Source organism: Methanolobus sp. (assembly GCF_016278385.1).
Lineage (GTDB): Archaea > Halobacteriota > Methanosarcinia > Methanosarcinales > Methanosarcinaceae > Methanolobus.
The window spans coordinates 18380-34441 of record NZ_JADQBY010000025.1 but is presented as its reverse complement, the minus strand read 5'-3'; the positions used below and the strand labels follow the sequence as shown (position 1 = coordinate 34441).

The 16062-nt window shown below is 42.0% G+C and carries 16 protein-coding genes and 1 pseudogene; 9 read left to right on the top strand and 8 right to left on the bottom strand.

Features of this window, described 5'->3' with window-relative positions; genetic code table 11:
* Positions 1–282 precede the first annotated feature (282 nt).
* Positions 283–438 carry a hypothetical protein gene (locus QZZ23_RS10650; protein ID WP_292469848.1) on the top strand — a complete coding sequence of 52 codons (156 nt, stop codon included), beginning with the start codon at positions 283–285 and terminating at the stop codon, positions 436–438.
* Positions 439–677: 239 nt separating this feature from the next.
* Positions 678–752: pseudogene (locus QZZ23_RS10645) on the top strand (IS1 family transposase); the annotation flags it as partial.
* 23 nt (positions 753–775) lie between these two features.
* Here the strand turns inward: QZZ23_RS10645 and uppS are convergent.
* The 3 genes from uppS to QZZ23_RS10630 form a co-directional block, all read right to left on the bottom strand.
* Positions 776–1597, bottom strand: a complete 822-nt coding sequence (uppS, locus tag QZZ23_RS10640) for a polyprenyl diphosphate synthase (protein WP_292469864.1) — start codon at positions 1595–1597, stop codon at positions 776–778.
* A gap of 134 nt (positions 1598–1731) precedes the next feature.
* Complete coding sequence (locus QZZ23_RS10635) at positions 1732–2055, bottom strand: DUF2551 domain-containing protein (RefSeq protein WP_292469846.1); 324 nt, start codon at positions 2053–2055, stop codon at positions 1732–1734.
* A gap of 106 nt (positions 2056–2161) precedes the next feature.
* Positions 2162–3217, bottom strand: a complete 1056-nt coding sequence (locus QZZ23_RS10630; protein ID WP_292469844.1) for a radical SAM protein — start codon at positions 3215–3217, stop codon at positions 2162–2164.
* An 89-nt stretch (positions 3218–3306) separates the two neighbouring features.
* Here QZZ23_RS10630 and QZZ23_RS10625 point away from each other — a divergent pair, with 89 nt between their 5' ends.
* Complete coding sequence (locus QZZ23_RS10625; protein ID WP_292469842.1) at positions 3307–3492, top strand: 4Fe-4S binding protein; 186 nt, start codon at positions 3307–3309, stop codon at positions 3490–3492.
* 28 nt (positions 3493–3520) lie between these two features.
* On the opposite strand, the gene QZZ23_RS10620 is transcribed toward QZZ23_RS10625, so the two are convergent.
* From QZZ23_RS10620 to QZZ23_RS10610, 3 genes are read right to left on the bottom strand one after another with little or no spacing between them, the layout of a single operon-like run.
* Entirely contained in the window at positions 3521–4084 is a 564-nt protein-coding gene (locus tag QZZ23_RS10620; protein WP_292469840.1) for a flavin reductase family protein, read from the bottom strand.
* Positions 4085–4143: 59 nt separating this feature from the next.
* A complete protein-coding gene (locus QZZ23_RS10615; RefSeq protein ID WP_292469838.1) occupies positions 4144–6090 on the bottom strand; it encodes a hypothetical protein in 1947 nt (648 codons plus the stop codon).
* Positions 6071–8644 (bottom strand): type II/IV secretion system ATPase subunit, encoded by a 2574-nt coding sequence (locus QZZ23_RS10610; protein WP_292469835.1) that lies wholly within the window; start codon positions 8642–8644, stop codon positions 6071–6073. The genes QZZ23_RS10615 and QZZ23_RS10610 overlap by 20 nt, the downstream gene beginning before the upstream one ends.
* A 224-nt stretch (positions 8645–8868) precedes the next feature.
* Between QZZ23_RS10610 and xseA the strand changes: the two genes are divergently transcribed.
* The 3 genes from xseA to QZZ23_RS10595 are packed head-to-tail and all read left to right on the top strand — an operon-like array spanning position 8869 to position 11153.
* Positions 8869–10092 carry an exodeoxyribonuclease VII large subunit gene (xseA, locus tag QZZ23_RS10605; protein ID WP_292469833.1) on the top strand — a complete coding sequence of 408 codons (1224 nt, stop codon included), beginning with the start codon at positions 8869–8871 and terminating at the stop codon, positions 10090–10092.
* Between the two features lie 13 nt (positions 10093–10105).
* On the top strand, positions 10106–10354 hold the full coding sequence (locus QZZ23_RS10600) for an exodeoxyribonuclease VII small subunit (protein WP_292469862.1): 249 nt from the start codon (positions 10106–10108) through the stop codon (positions 10352–10354).
* Between the two features lie 19 nt (positions 10355–10373).
* Positions 10374–11153, top strand: coding sequence for a methyltransferase domain-containing protein (locus QZZ23_RS10595; RefSeq protein WP_292469831.1), 780 nt, complete (start codon positions 10374–10376; stop codon positions 11151–11153).
* A 21-nt stretch (positions 11154–11174) separates the two neighbouring features.
* Here QZZ23_RS10595 and ccsA read toward each other — a convergent pair whose 3' ends face one another.
* Positions 11175–12269: a cytochrome c biogenesis protein CcsA gene (ccsA, locus tag QZZ23_RS10590; RefSeq protein WP_292469829.1), complete on the bottom strand. Its 1095-nt coding sequence runs from the start codon at positions 12267–12269 to the stop codon at positions 11175–11177.
* A 4-nt stretch (positions 12270–12273) separates the two neighbouring features.
* On the bottom strand, positions 12274–13305 hold the full coding sequence (locus QZZ23_RS10585) for a cytochrome c-type biogenesis CcmF C-terminal domain-containing protein (RefSeq protein ID WP_292469827.1): 1032 nt from the start codon (positions 13303–13305) through the stop codon (positions 12274–12276).
* A gap of 164 nt (positions 13306–13469) precedes the next feature.
* Here QZZ23_RS10585 and QZZ23_RS10580 point away from each other — a divergent pair, with 164 nt between their 5' ends.
* From QZZ23_RS10580 to purD, 3 genes are all read left to right on the top strand, one after another.
* Positions 13470–14021: a CDP-2,3-bis-(O-geranylgeranyl)-sn-glycerol synthase gene (locus tag QZZ23_RS10580; protein ID WP_292469860.1), complete on the top strand. Its 552-nt coding sequence runs from the start codon at positions 13470–13472 to the stop codon at positions 14019–14021.
* A 32-nt stretch (positions 14022–14053) separates the two neighbouring features.
* A complete protein-coding gene (pyrE, locus tag QZZ23_RS10575; RefSeq protein ID WP_292469825.1) occupies positions 14054–14587 on the top strand; it encodes an orotate phosphoribosyltransferase in 534 nt (177 codons plus the stop codon).
* A gap of 158 nt (positions 14588–14745) precedes the next feature.
* Positions 14746–16050 carry a phosphoribosylamine--glycine ligase gene (gene purD / locus QZZ23_RS10570; RefSeq protein WP_292469823.1) on the top strand — a complete coding sequence of 435 codons (1305 nt, stop codon included), beginning with the start codon at positions 14746–14748 and terminating at the stop codon, positions 16048–16050.
* Positions 16051–16062 lie beyond the last annotated feature (12 nt).

Genomic DNA, 16062 nt, shown 5'->3' with positions numbered 1-16062 from the left:
GTTGAGGGCCTAGTCTCGTAGGAGTTCGTGTGTTCGAATCACACCTCCCGCACCAGATATTCATGTTATTTTGAGGCTAGTTTTTATTATTAATTCCAATTTAGCTTTTACTCTGTCTCAATGTTTCATCATGTTTTAATTTTACTTGTTTGACTATATCTTCATATAGTTACAGATTATTCTACTCATTTGGCATGTGTATTTCTCAATTTGGGTAATATCGGGGAGTTGTGCTTTACATTGAATGTCCGACATGTCTAAATCAACATGTGGGGAGTGAACATGGAGAAGAAATTCCAGAAAGATGAAGAAATAATAGAAGGATTAATGGTCAATAACACTACAGCGGATAGGAGAAGAAAAGCAATAGAGGCCGTTGAAGAAAAAGAAAAAGAGAATATTAAGCCAAGTGGCAAAACTGCAAACTGGAAAAAATAACTTTTTCTGAAAGAATTAACTCGGGTATTGGCTTTGTAGAAATCCTTATTTGAATAATTAAGATAACCTTGGCATATTTGTCAAGGTTATGCACTAATAACTTATCTAACTTATTTTGCTTGATTCCAGTACACTTTTGCCCTGATTTCTTTACTATATTGTGTTTTTTATGGTCCGTAATACTCTGGATTAATCATTTTTCGTTGATTAGATGAGATACGCACTTATACAGGGATCAAAAAAAATATCGCTGGATCTGGATTGCTGTTGATAGAGATGGGATAAAGTTCATCGACTGTTCTTTTGGTAACAGGGAGATAGAAACATGATCGGGGGATCATATCCTCTCTTTGGAATAGTGCTTGACTTCCTCTATCTCAACTTTTCCAAGGACTTTTAAAAAGTGTGCGGCACGAGCGGTTGTATGCTGATGTCTTTCTCTCATGCGTGACTGGTAGATACGTATAGAGCGGAGAAAATCTATTTTGCGGAACTCAGGCCAGAATGGCGCACAGAAATATGCTGCGCACTCGCTTCCGTTAGCCTGCCAGGGTAAAAAGTTGGATACCCTCTCATCACCACCTGTGCGTATAATAAGGTCTACATCAGGCAGTGCAGCAGCTCCTGAGGGATACAGGTGGCTGGATATTGTCTCTTCATTGATATCCTCCGGTTCCAGTTCTCCTGATTCAACTTTGGCAGCTATTTCCCTGACTGCCAGGACTATCTCCTGCCTGCCACCGTATGCAATTGCAACATTGAGATTGAATTTGTCATATATTGATGTCACAAGTTCTACGTTCTTTATCGATTCACGAAGAGATTCAGGTAATTTTTCAATATCTCCTATTGCATGGACTCGCATCTTTCTTTCATGCGTCCTTTCGTCTACGACTATCTCATCAAATTTGAGTTTGATAAGATCAAAGAGCTTATCCTTCTCGTCGTTGGACCTGTTAAAATTCTCAGTTGAAAATGCGTAAATCGTAAGGTGTTCTACTCCAAGTTCGCAAGCCCATTCCATTACATTCTCAGTGACATCTGCGCCCTTACTGTGCCCAAAAGACGTAATTTGCCCCAGCTTACGCGCATACCTGCGGTTTCCGTCCATGATGATGGCTATGTGCTGTGGGATTACTTCACTTTGAACTTCCTGCATAAGCAGGCGTTCATATCCTTTGTACACTATTCGGGGTATACTTCTTAGTATGAGTACCACTCCCGTGAGTTATATGCAAAATACATTCAGTTTTAAGTTTCGAGTTTTCAAAACGAAAAAGAAGGGTTTTTGTATTAGTAGTTATCGAGAACAGACCTTACAATATCCCTATAATCTTCCTTTAGCAAGTATATGTTGTGATCTCCAGTGACATCAATGCTCAGGATCCCAAGTCTTGTATTCATAAGACCTACCATGGCCGATACTCCTCTGTAGCTCACATCAAAATCTGTATTATGCAGATGCTCGTACACGTCACCTGTAGTAAATTTACCACCGTTAAGGAACAATTTCAGTACTACTTTTCGTATACCAGTATCATCGCGACTAAGATATTTTATTAGTCTTTCTCTTACTCGCTCTTCAATCGTTTCCAGTACAAACACCTCTTTCTTCAATATGTTATTTTATCTTATAAAACTATTTATTTGTAATAGTTCTAAAACCCGTATTAGATATGAAAAGTGTACCATCTATAACATTCTCACATATATATTTTAGCTTTCACAGTGGTATCTTCTCAACAATTAATCCTTCTTTAAAAGGATATCTTTCTATAATATACAATTTTCTTTTTGTATCCCTTATAGATTCTGCGATATCTTCAAGGATCCACCAGGCAATGTCAATACAATTTCCACCAATCTCTATCATTTCAGGCGGCACTTCCATCTGCGACAGTTCTTCTGTTACAAATTCCCTGTCAACACTTTCGATACACTCTATCTGCCCGTAAAAAATGGTGCCATCCTCACTGATCTCATCAAAGGGTCTTGCAGTATTCTCTGCAATGCGTATGAGTCTTTTTCGAAGCTGCACTGCATCCTTATAGCTGGAAGAGCAAAAGTGGATATTTTCATAATTAGATGATATTTCAGTTGCATATTCCTCAGAACCCTTTACTGCATTTGACAGATCATCTCTTAGAGTATAACCCTTTGATTTCATTGCATCTGCATTTGTGTCTGAGAACTCCAGTTCATTAAGGTTAAGGAAGCATTCATTTTTGTTTGCAAAAAACGCAACCTTGTCCGCACCTTCAATCGAAGGTATCTCTATTCCTGCTTCAATTTCTAGTTTCTTAGCCAGGACAATTGAGTCTGCATAGCTGGTATCATCCAGTTTATCCCAGAGTTTCACAGGAGGGTGGAATCTAATTTCATCAAGTCCGGCTTTTGAGAGCTTTTCCATTAATTCCGCATCAGGTGTCATAGACGTGTACATATGTATGTGATGTTCAGGTCCAAATTCATTTTTTAGCAAGCTTATGTAATGCAGCACCTTCTCTGGTTTTAATAGCGGTTCACCGCCGGTAATTCCTGTACCCATGGCATCCATTTGCCGTGCTTCATCAAGCACGTCTATGTCAGAAAGCACTTTTCTCTCATTAGCATAGGTTTCATCAGCGCGTCTTTCCTCTGACACAGGGCAATAGAAGCAATCCTTTGGACATATTCCGGTAACAAAAAGGACCATTTTAGCTCCCTGCTTACAGAGTTTGCAGCCTTCTGATAAAAATGAATGAAAAGAGCCTGCTTCTCCTGGGACAATTTTACTCATCCCGGCAAACTATAACTTGCAGGTATATAAGGCTATTTTATTTCCATTGTCCGAAAACTTATGTAAGATTCATGCAATAATCCTTTCTAATGGAAGAGCGTGAAGGTTTTATTGTAGCACTGGGTTGCAGGAAATGTGGTAAATGTGAGAATGTTTGTCCCAATGGTGCACTTTACAGGATCAATGGATTTGTGAATGTGGAGCATACAAAATGTGATCTCTGCATGAAATGTGTAATAATATGTCCGAACAAGGCCCTTTTATATATGGAATGACCAGAGCCTCATTTCGGCGATTCGTATGTTATTTCTCCATCCCTATGGAAAATGCCTTTCCAAGCTTTTTTCCAATACTGTAGTAGGTCCTTTGTGGCGAGTAGATTATGGGTTTTATTTTTTCAATATCGGGGATTCCATTTTCATCAAGCACTGATTCTTCTGCTTTGATATCTATAATTTCCCCTATAAATTGTGTATGAAGTCCAAGCTCGAAACTTTGTACCAGTTTACATTCAAGTACAATCGGAAACTCTTCTATGTACGGTGCATATACAAGATCGCTTTTTACAGCCGTAAGTCCCATCTTTTCGAATTTATCAACATCTTTACCGCTTGCGATACCAAAATAGTCGGTTTCTTTGACATACTCTTCTGAAGGGATGTTTACGGTAAAAGCCTCTTTCTCCATTATGTTGGCGTAAGTATATGTGGCCTTGCGCAGGGCTACGCTGATGCATGGGGGCTCAGAGCAGCAGATCCCTCCCCAGGCTGCAGTCATTGCATTTGCTTTTCCAAACATGTCATAGGTTCCCACAAGCCATGCAGGAGTGGGGTATGCTAAAGTTTTTGCACCGATTGATTTTTTCATTGGATACACCTCTGTAAAAATAGTATTAAAATATTTTTAATCTTGCGGATGCTGTCCTTTCATATCATACCTCTGAAAATTATCCTTGAGAATATAGTAGAAACCGTGAAAACAATTATTGTAACCGGCAGTATCTGTCCTATATCGTAACGCAGTTGCGCTTTATCTCCTCCGTATTCGATTGTGCCGGAGAAGCGCACAAGTATCACAGTTATAAGTATGATATATATGCCGATTGCAAACATAAAGAGGTCAGAAGGGATGGATTGGCTCAGGTTCTCGGGAGATATCTGCGCCGGGCCTGGGAATGCATTTTCAGGCAGACGTCTTATGCTGTCTGCTATGTTTTGGAGTATCTTTGCTATTACTTCTGAGAGGGCGATGGTAACACCTGCGATCAGGGGTGCAAAGACAGCAGCAGTTGAGCGCATAGTTGATGTCATGTCATAGAGTGACTGCTTGATTTTTATTTCCACATCCTGAAGCTCTTTAAGGTGGTCTGCAAGCTTAACAATGGCAACACCTGCCACTTCATGACTTTTATTGACACTTTCAATTAGCAAAAGCATTGTAGTTTTTATTCTTTCGGAATAGATGTCCTTAAAAGCCCCGAATTCCTCATCAAATATTGCAGAGTGAACATCTGTTCTCATGTTCATGAGGTTTAGTGATATCCTTTCAAGGGCATTTGATATATCAGACCCCTCCATGGTTCTAGCAGTATGGATAAAGGCTTCCTCAGCAGATCTTCCTTCGGATATTCTTCTTCCAAGAACAAACAGGGCATCTGAGAACTCGTTCTCCATTTTGCGTATTTCGTCCCTTATTTTTTTGTAAGGGGTGTAGTTGATATTCAGGTAAACAGCAACTGAGAAGACAAGACCCCATATTATAAAAAGAGTGGGAGGGATTATTCCATTAAGAGTTGCGGTTGATACAATATTCCAGGGGTTCCCTCTGTATATCAAAATGTAGCCAAGTGATGATATGAAGATCCCGATGACCAGGGCGATAAGCAATGATTGTTGTTTTCTTTTTTTGATGCCCTCAAGTTCAGGATGGCTTTCAGGTATGTCCTGGGGTATGAATGCTGCAGGACGCTGCATTAGTATGTATTCTGCATATGCAAAGGTTAGTAGTGGAAGAATAACATCGTATACTATTACGAGAGTTCCGATACCAAAACGTATTCCAACAACAGTTATTGCAGGCATCAATGCTACCAGTGCTAGGGGTATCAGGATGAATATGGAGTACAGAACATAAGTCGGCGTTTTAAGTTTAGAAGCGAAACTGTCCATCAGGTTCCGTGTACTTTCAAGTACAAGGTCCAGTGACCTGTTAAGCGTTATAACTCTCTGTGCTTCATCCGGTTCGCTTGTAGAGCTTTTGATGAGGTGGAGGGCCCTTTTGAAATACTCGCTTTCCTTGCCCCAGAGATTTGAAAACTCAAGTATTGCATCGTCAATTCCTTTATATTCCCTGACATGCAGGTTCCATATCATTTTTTTCAGGTCCTTTGCAAGGGGCCTGCCGGAATTGCTGGCTGCAAAGCGAATGGCTACTTCCATGTTTGGTACCAATTTCATTGACATCACAATGTAACTGATTATTTCCGGCATATCACCCAGGGAATTAACCTTCATCCATTTTGCATGTATCTTGATGTATTCGCTCGCGTAAAACAGGACTGCAAGCGGGAACATTAGACTCAGTGCTACTACTCCTATGAGTGTGGATTGTTCAAAGGATGTTAACCTGAAGAGAAAAAAGTCAAATATCAGTATTCCTATCAAAGCAATGGCTGCGCATACGTAGGAAAAAAGCACTGTTTCATGCGGTTCAAGTGCAAATCCTGTGTAAACCATGGCATTACGATAGTCTTCACTGGTAGATTTATCTGAGTTCTGGCGGAATGTATCGAAATCTTTTACAAACCATCTGAAATTAGCAGACGTGAACTTGCAGCCGTTATAGTACCAGTTCTCATTGTACAGCCTGACCACCTTCGCAGATATAATGTTCGTTTTGCCCGGTACTTAGCTGTCCTTCAACTGTCATGGGAGTGCATACTTCCGTTTTGTCTGCAAACCCTCCAAACCAGTCGAGCCACCTGTCATAGACTCTCTGGTAATCAGTCCCGTCGGGTTCTGTTATTTCTTTATCCATGAGAAGCCAGAACATGTTGTTTGCAACAGCCACATTTCTGGCCTCCAGCAGACTTTTGTCCTCTTTGCCATATTCTGCTATTTTTGCTTTTATTTTTGCTCTCATGCGTATGTTGCGGGACGCCTCGTCCATGGATATGCCCCACTTGTCAGCTATCTTGCCTATAAGAACAGATTGTCCCCTGTCCATAATGTCAGAAGGCCGCAGACAATCTCCTGAAGCATCATAGGTGAGTATGTCCGAGAATACTTTTCCGGAGTCTTCATCCCATTTCTCATTGACCTCTGCTACCTGCATGACACGTCTTTTCATTGTCATGCTTCCTGAAATTCTGGTATTTGCACAGACTACAACAGCATCTGTGGCCTTGAAGGATGCCGGTGGAACCCCCAGTGTGTTTACAACCCTTTCATATACTGCATTAGTTGATGATCCGTGAATAGTACCGATAACTGAGTTACCGGCTGCTCCTACCTGCATAGCTTCATACAGTACTGCCACCTCAGGTCCTCTGACTTCTCCCATTACAAGGGATGAACTCCCAAGTCTAAGGGATGCCCTCAGTGCCACAGAAGGTTCGATCTCTACTCCGTACTTCATGATTGCAGACTGGGAGTTCAGTCCCTGAACTTTCCATCCCATTTCCTGAAGTTCTTCAATGGGTATTTCAGGCGTATCCTCAATCGTGATCATACGATATTTTTGCGGAATTTCCAGAAGCATTGCGGACATTAGTGAGGTCTTGCCTGCTCCAACTCCACCTGCAACAAGTATGGACGCCTGTCCATCCATTATAAAACTAAGAAGACCTGCAGTAAGTGGTGAAATTGAACCGTTGTTGATGAGTCTGGGCAATGACCAGGGGTCTTTTGCATGCTTCCTGAATGCATAGGCAATTCCTTTTGCACTAAGGGGGTCACCGATGACTGAAACACGAACTCCGTATTCTTTCAGGAACATCTCAAGCACGGGAGTTGCTTCTCCAAAAGGACGCCCGCTGATTGAACGCAGCCTTGAGACCATGGATTCCATGTCCTCCTGGGATAAAAAAATGTTAGTGATACATTCCTCACCATCCAGTACTACATGAACCGGATTCTGGTCAGCTGGCGCGTTCACATAGACATCTGTGACGCGTTCATCGGACATCAGATCTTCAAGTATTCCAAGTCCTGTGGTGTATTTGGTAAGAAGGTCACAACAGAGCTTCACCTTTGACGGGTCTGATATAATGTCCTCAACATCTTTTTCTTCAAGCAGGAACTGTTTGCTGAGCCTGTGGAAGTATTGTCGTGAATTGGCAGGGTCTGAAAAATGAAGGTCTGCAGGACGGTGCATTATCATCTTTTTTCTAATCCTTTCCACCAGTTTAAGCTCCCTCTCTTCAAGGGAATATTCTACCGGGTTGATGATATACATTTTTTCAGGACGGTCTGTTAACTGGTAGATATTCACCGGCAAACGCCTTTCATCCTGGAAGCTGATGTCGTAACATTCCAGGAATATGGTATTATCAGGTGGCTCGGTGTAAATTCTTGATGTGGAAAAAGGTGGTCTTACATAGGATTTGAGATGTTTTTCATAATCCATGGTATATTCTGTAGATTTAGCAGCAAATACTCTTCTTTTTTCTCCATATCTTTCAAAAGCAACTCCTGTTGTTATTCTTCCGGAAATGATGCTCATTTCACGTAAGGTATTCGTGAATTTTTCCCTGCAGAATGAACATTCGGTCTGCCTTTCAGATTGCAGTTCTTTTGTTTCGTTGTATTCTATGAGCTTGCCGATGATGTAGAAGGTTTTGAGAGGGTCAGTTTTCGATGTATCCAGGATTGTTTCCATTATCCTTGCATGCTCTTTTCTGCATCGTGCAGAGTTATCGCATGTTTCCACCCCAAATTTTGAACTTTTGTAGGGCAGGAGTTTGTCCTTCAGGCCTGCCATTATGTAGATAGCTTCAAGCGACCTGCCTTCATAATCTCTTTCATAGAGCTTTGAGAGGGTGAGTCTTTCGGCAACAGGCTCTTTCTGAAGAATAGTAAAAATATTTGTTCTGCATTTCTCATCTTCAAAACTGGATTCACAGTCACATTCCTTGCAGTCTATGTTGATGGTCCTGCTTTTCTTTGCAACCCTTGATCTGTAAGGGCAAATATCATTGTTTTCTTCTTTTTTTCCGGCAAGTGAAGAAACACATAAGCGCACTTTGTCCATCAGGACGTTTATCTTCTCTCTGTTCTCAATTAAAGTATCAGAGTCAGCTGGTCTAAGTGGTATTTCTTCTGAGAGTATCAGTTGCATTTGCCGGTAATGTATTGTGTCTATGTCACTGCTATCCACAATAGCAGAGCTATTTGATAGCATGTCTGCCTTCGTTTTTTTATATTTCACGTTTTTACCCCACTTTACAGGTTTTTACAAGAAAGAAAAAGAATCTATTAATAGTTTTCGAAATAATTCTGTCAATATTCAATTTTTGAAACCATTTTTACTTTGAATATTATGTATGTTTCCTGTTCAACCAGCAACAATCGTTAATATAATACTTTCACATAACTTCCATCTGGGTTTTATATTCCCAAAACATACTTTCCCTGAAAGGCCGGAGATCCTATATGGGTATATATACTGTTTCGCAATTGAATGAACACATAAAACAGGTTTTGACACATGACCCGCAACTAGGACAGGTATGGGTACGTGGTGAGATATCGAATCTTACCAAACACAGTTCCGGCCATTATTATTTTACTCTGAAGGACAAAAGTGCCCAAGTAAGTTGCGTGAGTTTCAGGATGACCAACCGCACACTCAAATTCGAACCGGAGTCGTCCATGAAAGTGCTTGTTTTCGGGACCGTGGATGTCTACACAGTACGAGGTCAGTATCAGCTCAGGGTACTTGACATGCGACCTGATGGGATTGGTGAACTCTACAAGGCTTATGAACAGCTTCGCAACCGTTTGCAGGAAGAAGGTTTGTTCGAAGTCATACACAAGAAGAAGATTCCACGTTTTCCGGCAAAAGTGGGCGTTGTTACTTCTCCTACAGGTGCAGCAATACATGATATACTGAATGTGTTGAAACGTCGTTTTCCGGTAGATATTCTATTAAGTCCGGCAACAGTCCAGGGAGAGAATTCTGCAGAGAGCATCGTAAGGTCAATTGAACATCTCAATAAAACAGATGTTGATGTAATCATTGTTGGGAGGGGTGGTGGTTCACTGGAAGACCTGTGGTCATTTAATGAGGAAGTGGTTGCAAGGGCGATATTTGATTCAACAATTCCTATTATATCTGCAGTGGGGCATGAAACTGACTATACAATTGCAGATTTCGTGGCTGACGTGAGGGCTCCGACACCATCGGCTGCTGCAGAGATTGCAGTTCCTGAAAAAACCGACCTTAAGAAACATGTGATGTCCCTGTCATCACGTATGGAACAGGCTGCAATACATGTTGTATCTGATAACAAGCGGCAAGTGGATTACCTTTCTTCAAGGATAGAGCCGGAAAGGTTCGCTGAGATACTGCATCGCGATATGCAAAGGGTTGATGAACTCAGTATTCACATGGAATTTTGCCTCAGGAAAATAATTGATTTGAAGGCATCATCTCTTTCAGGACTTGCAGGTCGCCTGAATGCAGTAAGTCCTTTGAATACACTGGAGAGGGGTTACAGTATCACCCTTAAAAGCACAGATCATAGTGTTGTCAGAAGCATTGATGAGGTAAACATTGACGGATCTCTTGATGTCCGGGTTATCGATGGAACTGTGGAATGCAGAGTTACGGGTGTTAAGTCTGAAAAGCGGGGCATTGGTAAAAAGAGGAGTTGAGTTTGTGGAAGAAATGAATGGACCAGAAGTTGTGGAGAGACTGGATAATATGAGTTTTGAAAGTTCACTGGAAGAACTGGAAAATCTTGTAAATAAACTTGAAAAGGGTCAACTAACCCTTGATGAGAGTCTTGGGATATTTGAGCGTGGCATGAAACTTGCCCGCGTGTGTAACCAGCAGCTCTCGAAAGCTGAAAGGAAAATAGAGATACTTATTGAAGAAAATGGAAAGTTGAAGGCTGAAACATTTATTGATGAATAATTCTGGCCGGGTGAGATAAGTGGAAAAAGGATTTAACGGTCAGAAATACGAGAAGTTTTCGCAGCCACAGCAGGATTGGGGCAGCAAAATGATGGATGAACTTGAACTTCAGGGTGATGAGCATATCCTTGACCTTGGTTGTGGTAATGGTCTTCTCACAGCAAAGCTGACAGAACGGGTTCCTGAAGGGAAGGTTGTGGGCGTTGATAGTTCTCCTTCCATGCTTAAGCAGGCAGAAAAGCACAGGGCTGATAACATGGAGTTTCGTTTGCTGGATATGGAGAACATGATCATTGAGGATAAGTTTGACGTTGTTTTTTCCAACGCTGCATTTCACTGGGTAAAAGGTCACTATGTTCTCCTTCGTACTGTTCACGGCTGCTTAAAAAAGAATGGGGTAATGAGGGTTCAGTTTGCAGGCGAAGGTAATTGTACGAATCTTATCGGTGTTCTTAAAGAGGTAATGTCTTCTCCTGAATTCTCATCGTCTCTCAGTTCATTTGAATGGCCGTGGGTAATGTCGGGGACTTCTGAGTATGAAAAACTTCTCCTTTCAGTAGGTTTTGAAGAATACAGGGTCTGGATGGAGAATGCAGACCGTAATTTCCCTGATGAAGCTTCATTTGTCGGATGGATCGAGCAACCCAGTATTGTTCCTTTTGTTTCATATCTGCCAGAGGAGAATGCAACTCTTTTCAGGGATGTGGTTGTGGATAAAGCCAAAGAGGTTGCAGATCAGTCGGATGGAACATATCTTGAGTACTTCAGAAGGCTGAATGTTCACGCAGTGAAAAAATAGTAGAATAAAGAGGCTGGAATTTCAGGCTAAACCTGCTTCCTGTCCGTTCTCTTCTTCATCTTCCTCCAGATATCTTTTCCCAAGCAGAAATATGCTGCTTCCTGTAAGGATAAGCAGGAATATTGCAATCACAAGTCCTTCTGTTGTGAAATCCTGCCAGGAGTGTACGGATGCCCATATTCCGCTCCTTGTTACAAAAGTTGCAAATATGACAAGTATGAATGAAGCAATTGCAAGCAGTGGTGCCAAGAACTCATATTCACCGTGTTTTGTTCGTGTCTGTGCATGCAGGTAAGCTGTAGCAGTAATCCATGGTATAAGTGAAGAAGTTTCGACAGGATCCCATGTCCAGTACCATGCTCCCCATCCGAGCACCTCGTATGCCCAGAATCCGCCAAGTCCGATTCCCAGCGTCAGGAAAAGCCAGGCAATTCTCATCCAGTCTCTTGCCACCAGTGTCCAGCGGTTATCCTTTGTGAAAAGGTTGGCAATGGCGGCTGCAAAGGGTATGGTGAAAGCTGCGTATCCAAGGAACAGAACAGGTGGGTGTACAGCCATCCATGGATTGCGTAGAAGCGGGTTCATTCCCTGTCCGTAGGGTACATTGTAAAGTGCAGCAAAAGGATTCCAGTTAGTGGGTTCTATGGAACCTGATGGAAGTATGCGGAATGCAGAGAATGGGTTATCCATTACCAGCAGTATAAGGAATACGGATGCTATTGCCATTGATATCATTGTTGTGATATCCATCATTCTTGTTTCCGATAGTTTTTTTGTGTAACCTGTGTAACGCACCAGTAAAAGCATTACAAGTATTGCCCATGTCCAGAGCAGCATGGAGCCTTCCTGTCCTGCCCAGAAGGCTGAGATGCGGTAGAACCATGAAAGGTCAGTACTGGAGTGGTTGTACACGTATTCATAGGAAGCATTGACACTCAACAGGTGTATAACAAGTATGAATGCCGAGAGTGTGATGCTGGAGGCACACAGCATTTCCAGTTTTTTTGAGCGTATCTTTGTCTTGTAGTTTGATGCTGTGTAATAACGAATTGAATAAAAAGTAGCACCCAATCCACTGATAAAGGCCAGCCATATAAATATCATTCCTAAGTTCACATCATCACCTCTTGCTCGTTGTCCTCTTTGCTCTGCGTTTTTCTATTTCCTGTTCGAGCATCCGGTTATATTTTTCATCGGCAGTTGTTTTGTTGCCATTGCCGGATGAGGCTGTCTTCCCTTCGTATTTACGGTCCGTAAGGAGCAGGGCTATGATGCCTATTACCATGAGATACATGCCTCCCCAGAGGCAATTGATGAAAGGTACGGTTCGCATGTAGAGGTCGATTTTCCCTTCGGATTCATCGATGGCTCTTGGCGCAATGAAAAGTTCCTCAGTGAGCCCACGGTTTATGTATGTGGTTGTGTAGGTCTGTCCCCACTTGAAATCAGTGACGTAGTTAACCTGTCCACTTTTGAAGTAATTCCCATTTTTGTAAATGTCAAAATTGACTTCTGTTATGTAAGATGATGCCTGATATGTGCGGAAAGCTTCACCGCTGTAATATGAGTCCATGTTGTTTATTTTCAGCTGGTAATGCTGGTCTTCAAATGAACCTGTTTCATCTATGCCAAGCACAGAGGATCCTTCTACTTTCATATTGGAACTGAGGACAATTCCCAGCAGGATGAGTATGATCCCAACGTGAATTATGTGTGCACTGATCTTCCTGATCTTTACTGACGAAGCAAGGTTCTTGCTGCTGGTGTATATCTTGAATATCCTGAAAATAGTTGCCAGTAAGGTCACAATGAGAATTGGTATGGAGATGTCCATAGGGGTGTTTTCAAAGGGCGAGATAAATACAAAAAGGATAGAAATGGCAGCAGATGCTCCTACTATTGGAATGACGTATTTGCGGTCTGCGTAACCTACGAGCATGCATGTGCTCAGAAGCAGCATAAGGATTGATACAGGAATTGCAGTTCTGTTATTGAAATAAGCAGGTTCGAGGCTAAGCTCGATTCCGGTTGCAAGCTTTGCGATAAGAGGCGTTAGCATCCCCATTGTTATGATTGTTGCCAGTAATAGAAAAGTGACAACAGTCGCAAGCATTGTATTACTTGTTGTCAGTTGTGGTATTTTATTTTTCATCTCGCGGCAAATTCTATGTGTACAACATATTTATAATTAGAGCTATTTTAGCCAGTGTGCTTCGATATATTAAATAATGATGTTGCATATGAGAAAAGGGCAACAAATTAAGGTTGCAAATATATATTTAGATTTGCAAATGAGAGTTGATACTTACGATTGAGATGCTGATTATTGCTGTCTGGCTTATGCTTCCTGCCTATATACCCAGTCCTATGGCTGCTGTATTTGGCGGAGGAAAATCAATTGATGGTGGGAAAAACTTTATTGATGGACGACGTATACTTGGAGACGGGAAAACATATCGAGGCCTTCTTTGCGGCATAGCATTTGGAATGATGGCAGGTCTTTTGCAGATGTACTATCTGTCCCGGCAAACAACGATGTTTTCAGTTGAGCTTCCTTCTTTTGCAGGAAACGGTGCAAACGCAGTCGTTGTGATATTTGCGCTGGCATTTGGTTCTCTGTTCGGAGACATGTTTATGAGTTTCTTTAAGAGAAGGCTTGGCCTTAAAAGAGGTGCTGCCATGCCGGTTGTTGACCAACTTGACTTTGTGTTAGGGGCATGGTTGTTTACTTACATAGCGGCTCCTGTATGGTTTGCTGCTAATTTTACGGCTTCAATAGTCATTGTGTTGCTGGTGCTGACTCCTGTTTTGCACCTGAGTACTAATATTATAGGTTACTTCATCGGGGTTAAGAATGAACCCTGGTGAGCGTTTTAAAAATACAATTATTAGGTGATCGAATGTCTGATGGGAATGGTAAACGCGCATTGATAGATGCTCTGAAAGCATGTGGTGCTGTTAAGTTCGGTGATTTCACACTTTCTTCAGGGAAGAAGAGTACATATTATATTGACATAAAGAAGGCAAGTACGGATCCTGCTACGCTTAAAGTGATAGCAAAGGGTGCAACACATGTCATAAAAGGATTGGATCTCGATGCTGTTGGAGGTGTCGTGCTTGGTGGTGTTCCTCTTGCTACGGCTGTCTCCCTTGAGTCGGGGCTCCCACTTATACTAATTCGCAAGTCTTCAAAGGATTATGGTACCGGCGGACGTTTTGTCGGGGAGTTCGAGAAAGGTTCAAAGATCTTGCTACTTGAGGATGTGACTACAAGTGGTGGGTCTGTTAAGGATGCCATTAAGGCAATACGTGAAGCAGGTGCTGTTGTGGACAGGGTTATTACTGTTGTTGACCGTGAGTCCGGGGCAGAGAAGAGTTTGAGTGATATTGGCGTGAAGCTTGTTCCTCTTGTCAGAGCAAGTGACCTTATCTGAATTTATGCAGTAAAAATAAAGACAAGTTATTTATTTCAGGAATTAGAACTCTTTGGTATTCTTATTCCTATAAAATAGTAAAATAATAAAGGATATTGAGATAAGTTATAATCGTATCTGTATATTGCTAATGATTGTTTTATGATGAGGTTTAATATATGAATGTATTAGTAGTTGGTGGCGGCGGAAGAGAGCATGCTATGATAGCTGCAATAGCGCGAAGTAGAAAAGACCCGTCCATCTATGCGGTGATGTCAAAGAAGAATCCAGGCATCGCTGAATTGTGTGAGGATTTTCTCCTCGAAAAAGAGACAAATGTTGAAAAGGTTGTCGAGTTCGCATTATCTAAGAACATTGAACTTGTTGTAGTTGGTCCGGAAGCACCTCTTGCAGTAGGTCTTGCAGATGCCCTTGAAGATGCGGATATCAGTGTTGCGAGTCCGAAGAAGAAGGTTGCACAGCTTGAATTTGATAAAGCATGGGCACGCAATTTTATGAGAAACAATAATATTGCAGGTTGCCCTGTGTTTGATGTTTTCACAGATAAAGATGCTATGGATGCTTTCATTGACGAACTTGGAAATGTCGCTGTTAAGCCAGCCGGCCTTACAGGTGGTAAGGGTGTCAAGGTAATGGGTGACCAGTTACCGGATGTTGAAGCTGCAAAAGAGTATGCTGCAAGTCTGCTTGATCAGGGAAGTGTTGTTGTTGAGGAGAACCTCGTTGGTGAGGAATTTACCCTTCAGGCTTTTGTGGATGGCAAGAACCTTGCTTTCATGCCAACGGTTCAGGATCATAAGAGGGCATTTGAGAATGACCTTGGACCTAATACGGGTGGCATGGGTTCCTATAATGCACCAGGGGAGATACTTCCTTTCCTTACTGCTGAAGATGTGGAAGGCTCCAAGCAGATAATGATCGATACTGTAAAGGCACTTTATAAGGAAACCGGGCAGAAGTATAAGGGTACGTTGTACGGTCAGTTCATGATCACAAAGGATGGTCCCCGGGTAATTGAATTCAATGCACGTTTCGGTGACCCTGAGGCAATGAATGTACTGCCTTTGCTTGAAACTGATTATGTAGATGTGCTGGCTGCAATGGCAAGTGGTACACTTGATAAACTGGCTGTTAAATTCAGCAAGAAGGCAACTGTCTGTAAGTATGCTGTTCCCGCTGGTTATCCTGACCATCCTACAAAGGACAAGGAAGTTGTTGTGGGTGACATTGGCAGTGCGATATTATTCTATTCAAGTGTTTACGAGAAGGATGGCAAAGTCTACACTACCGGCTCAAGGGCTGTTGCTGTTGTAGGTGTTGCGGATTCCATTGAAGAGGCAGAAAAGATTGCCCAGCTTGCCCTGGAGAACCTTTCCGGTGACCTGCATTACAGGACTGACATCGGTAAGGGGTATCTTATCCAGAGGCGTATTGATCACATGAATAAAATACGCGGGCAGTAACAGTATTAATAG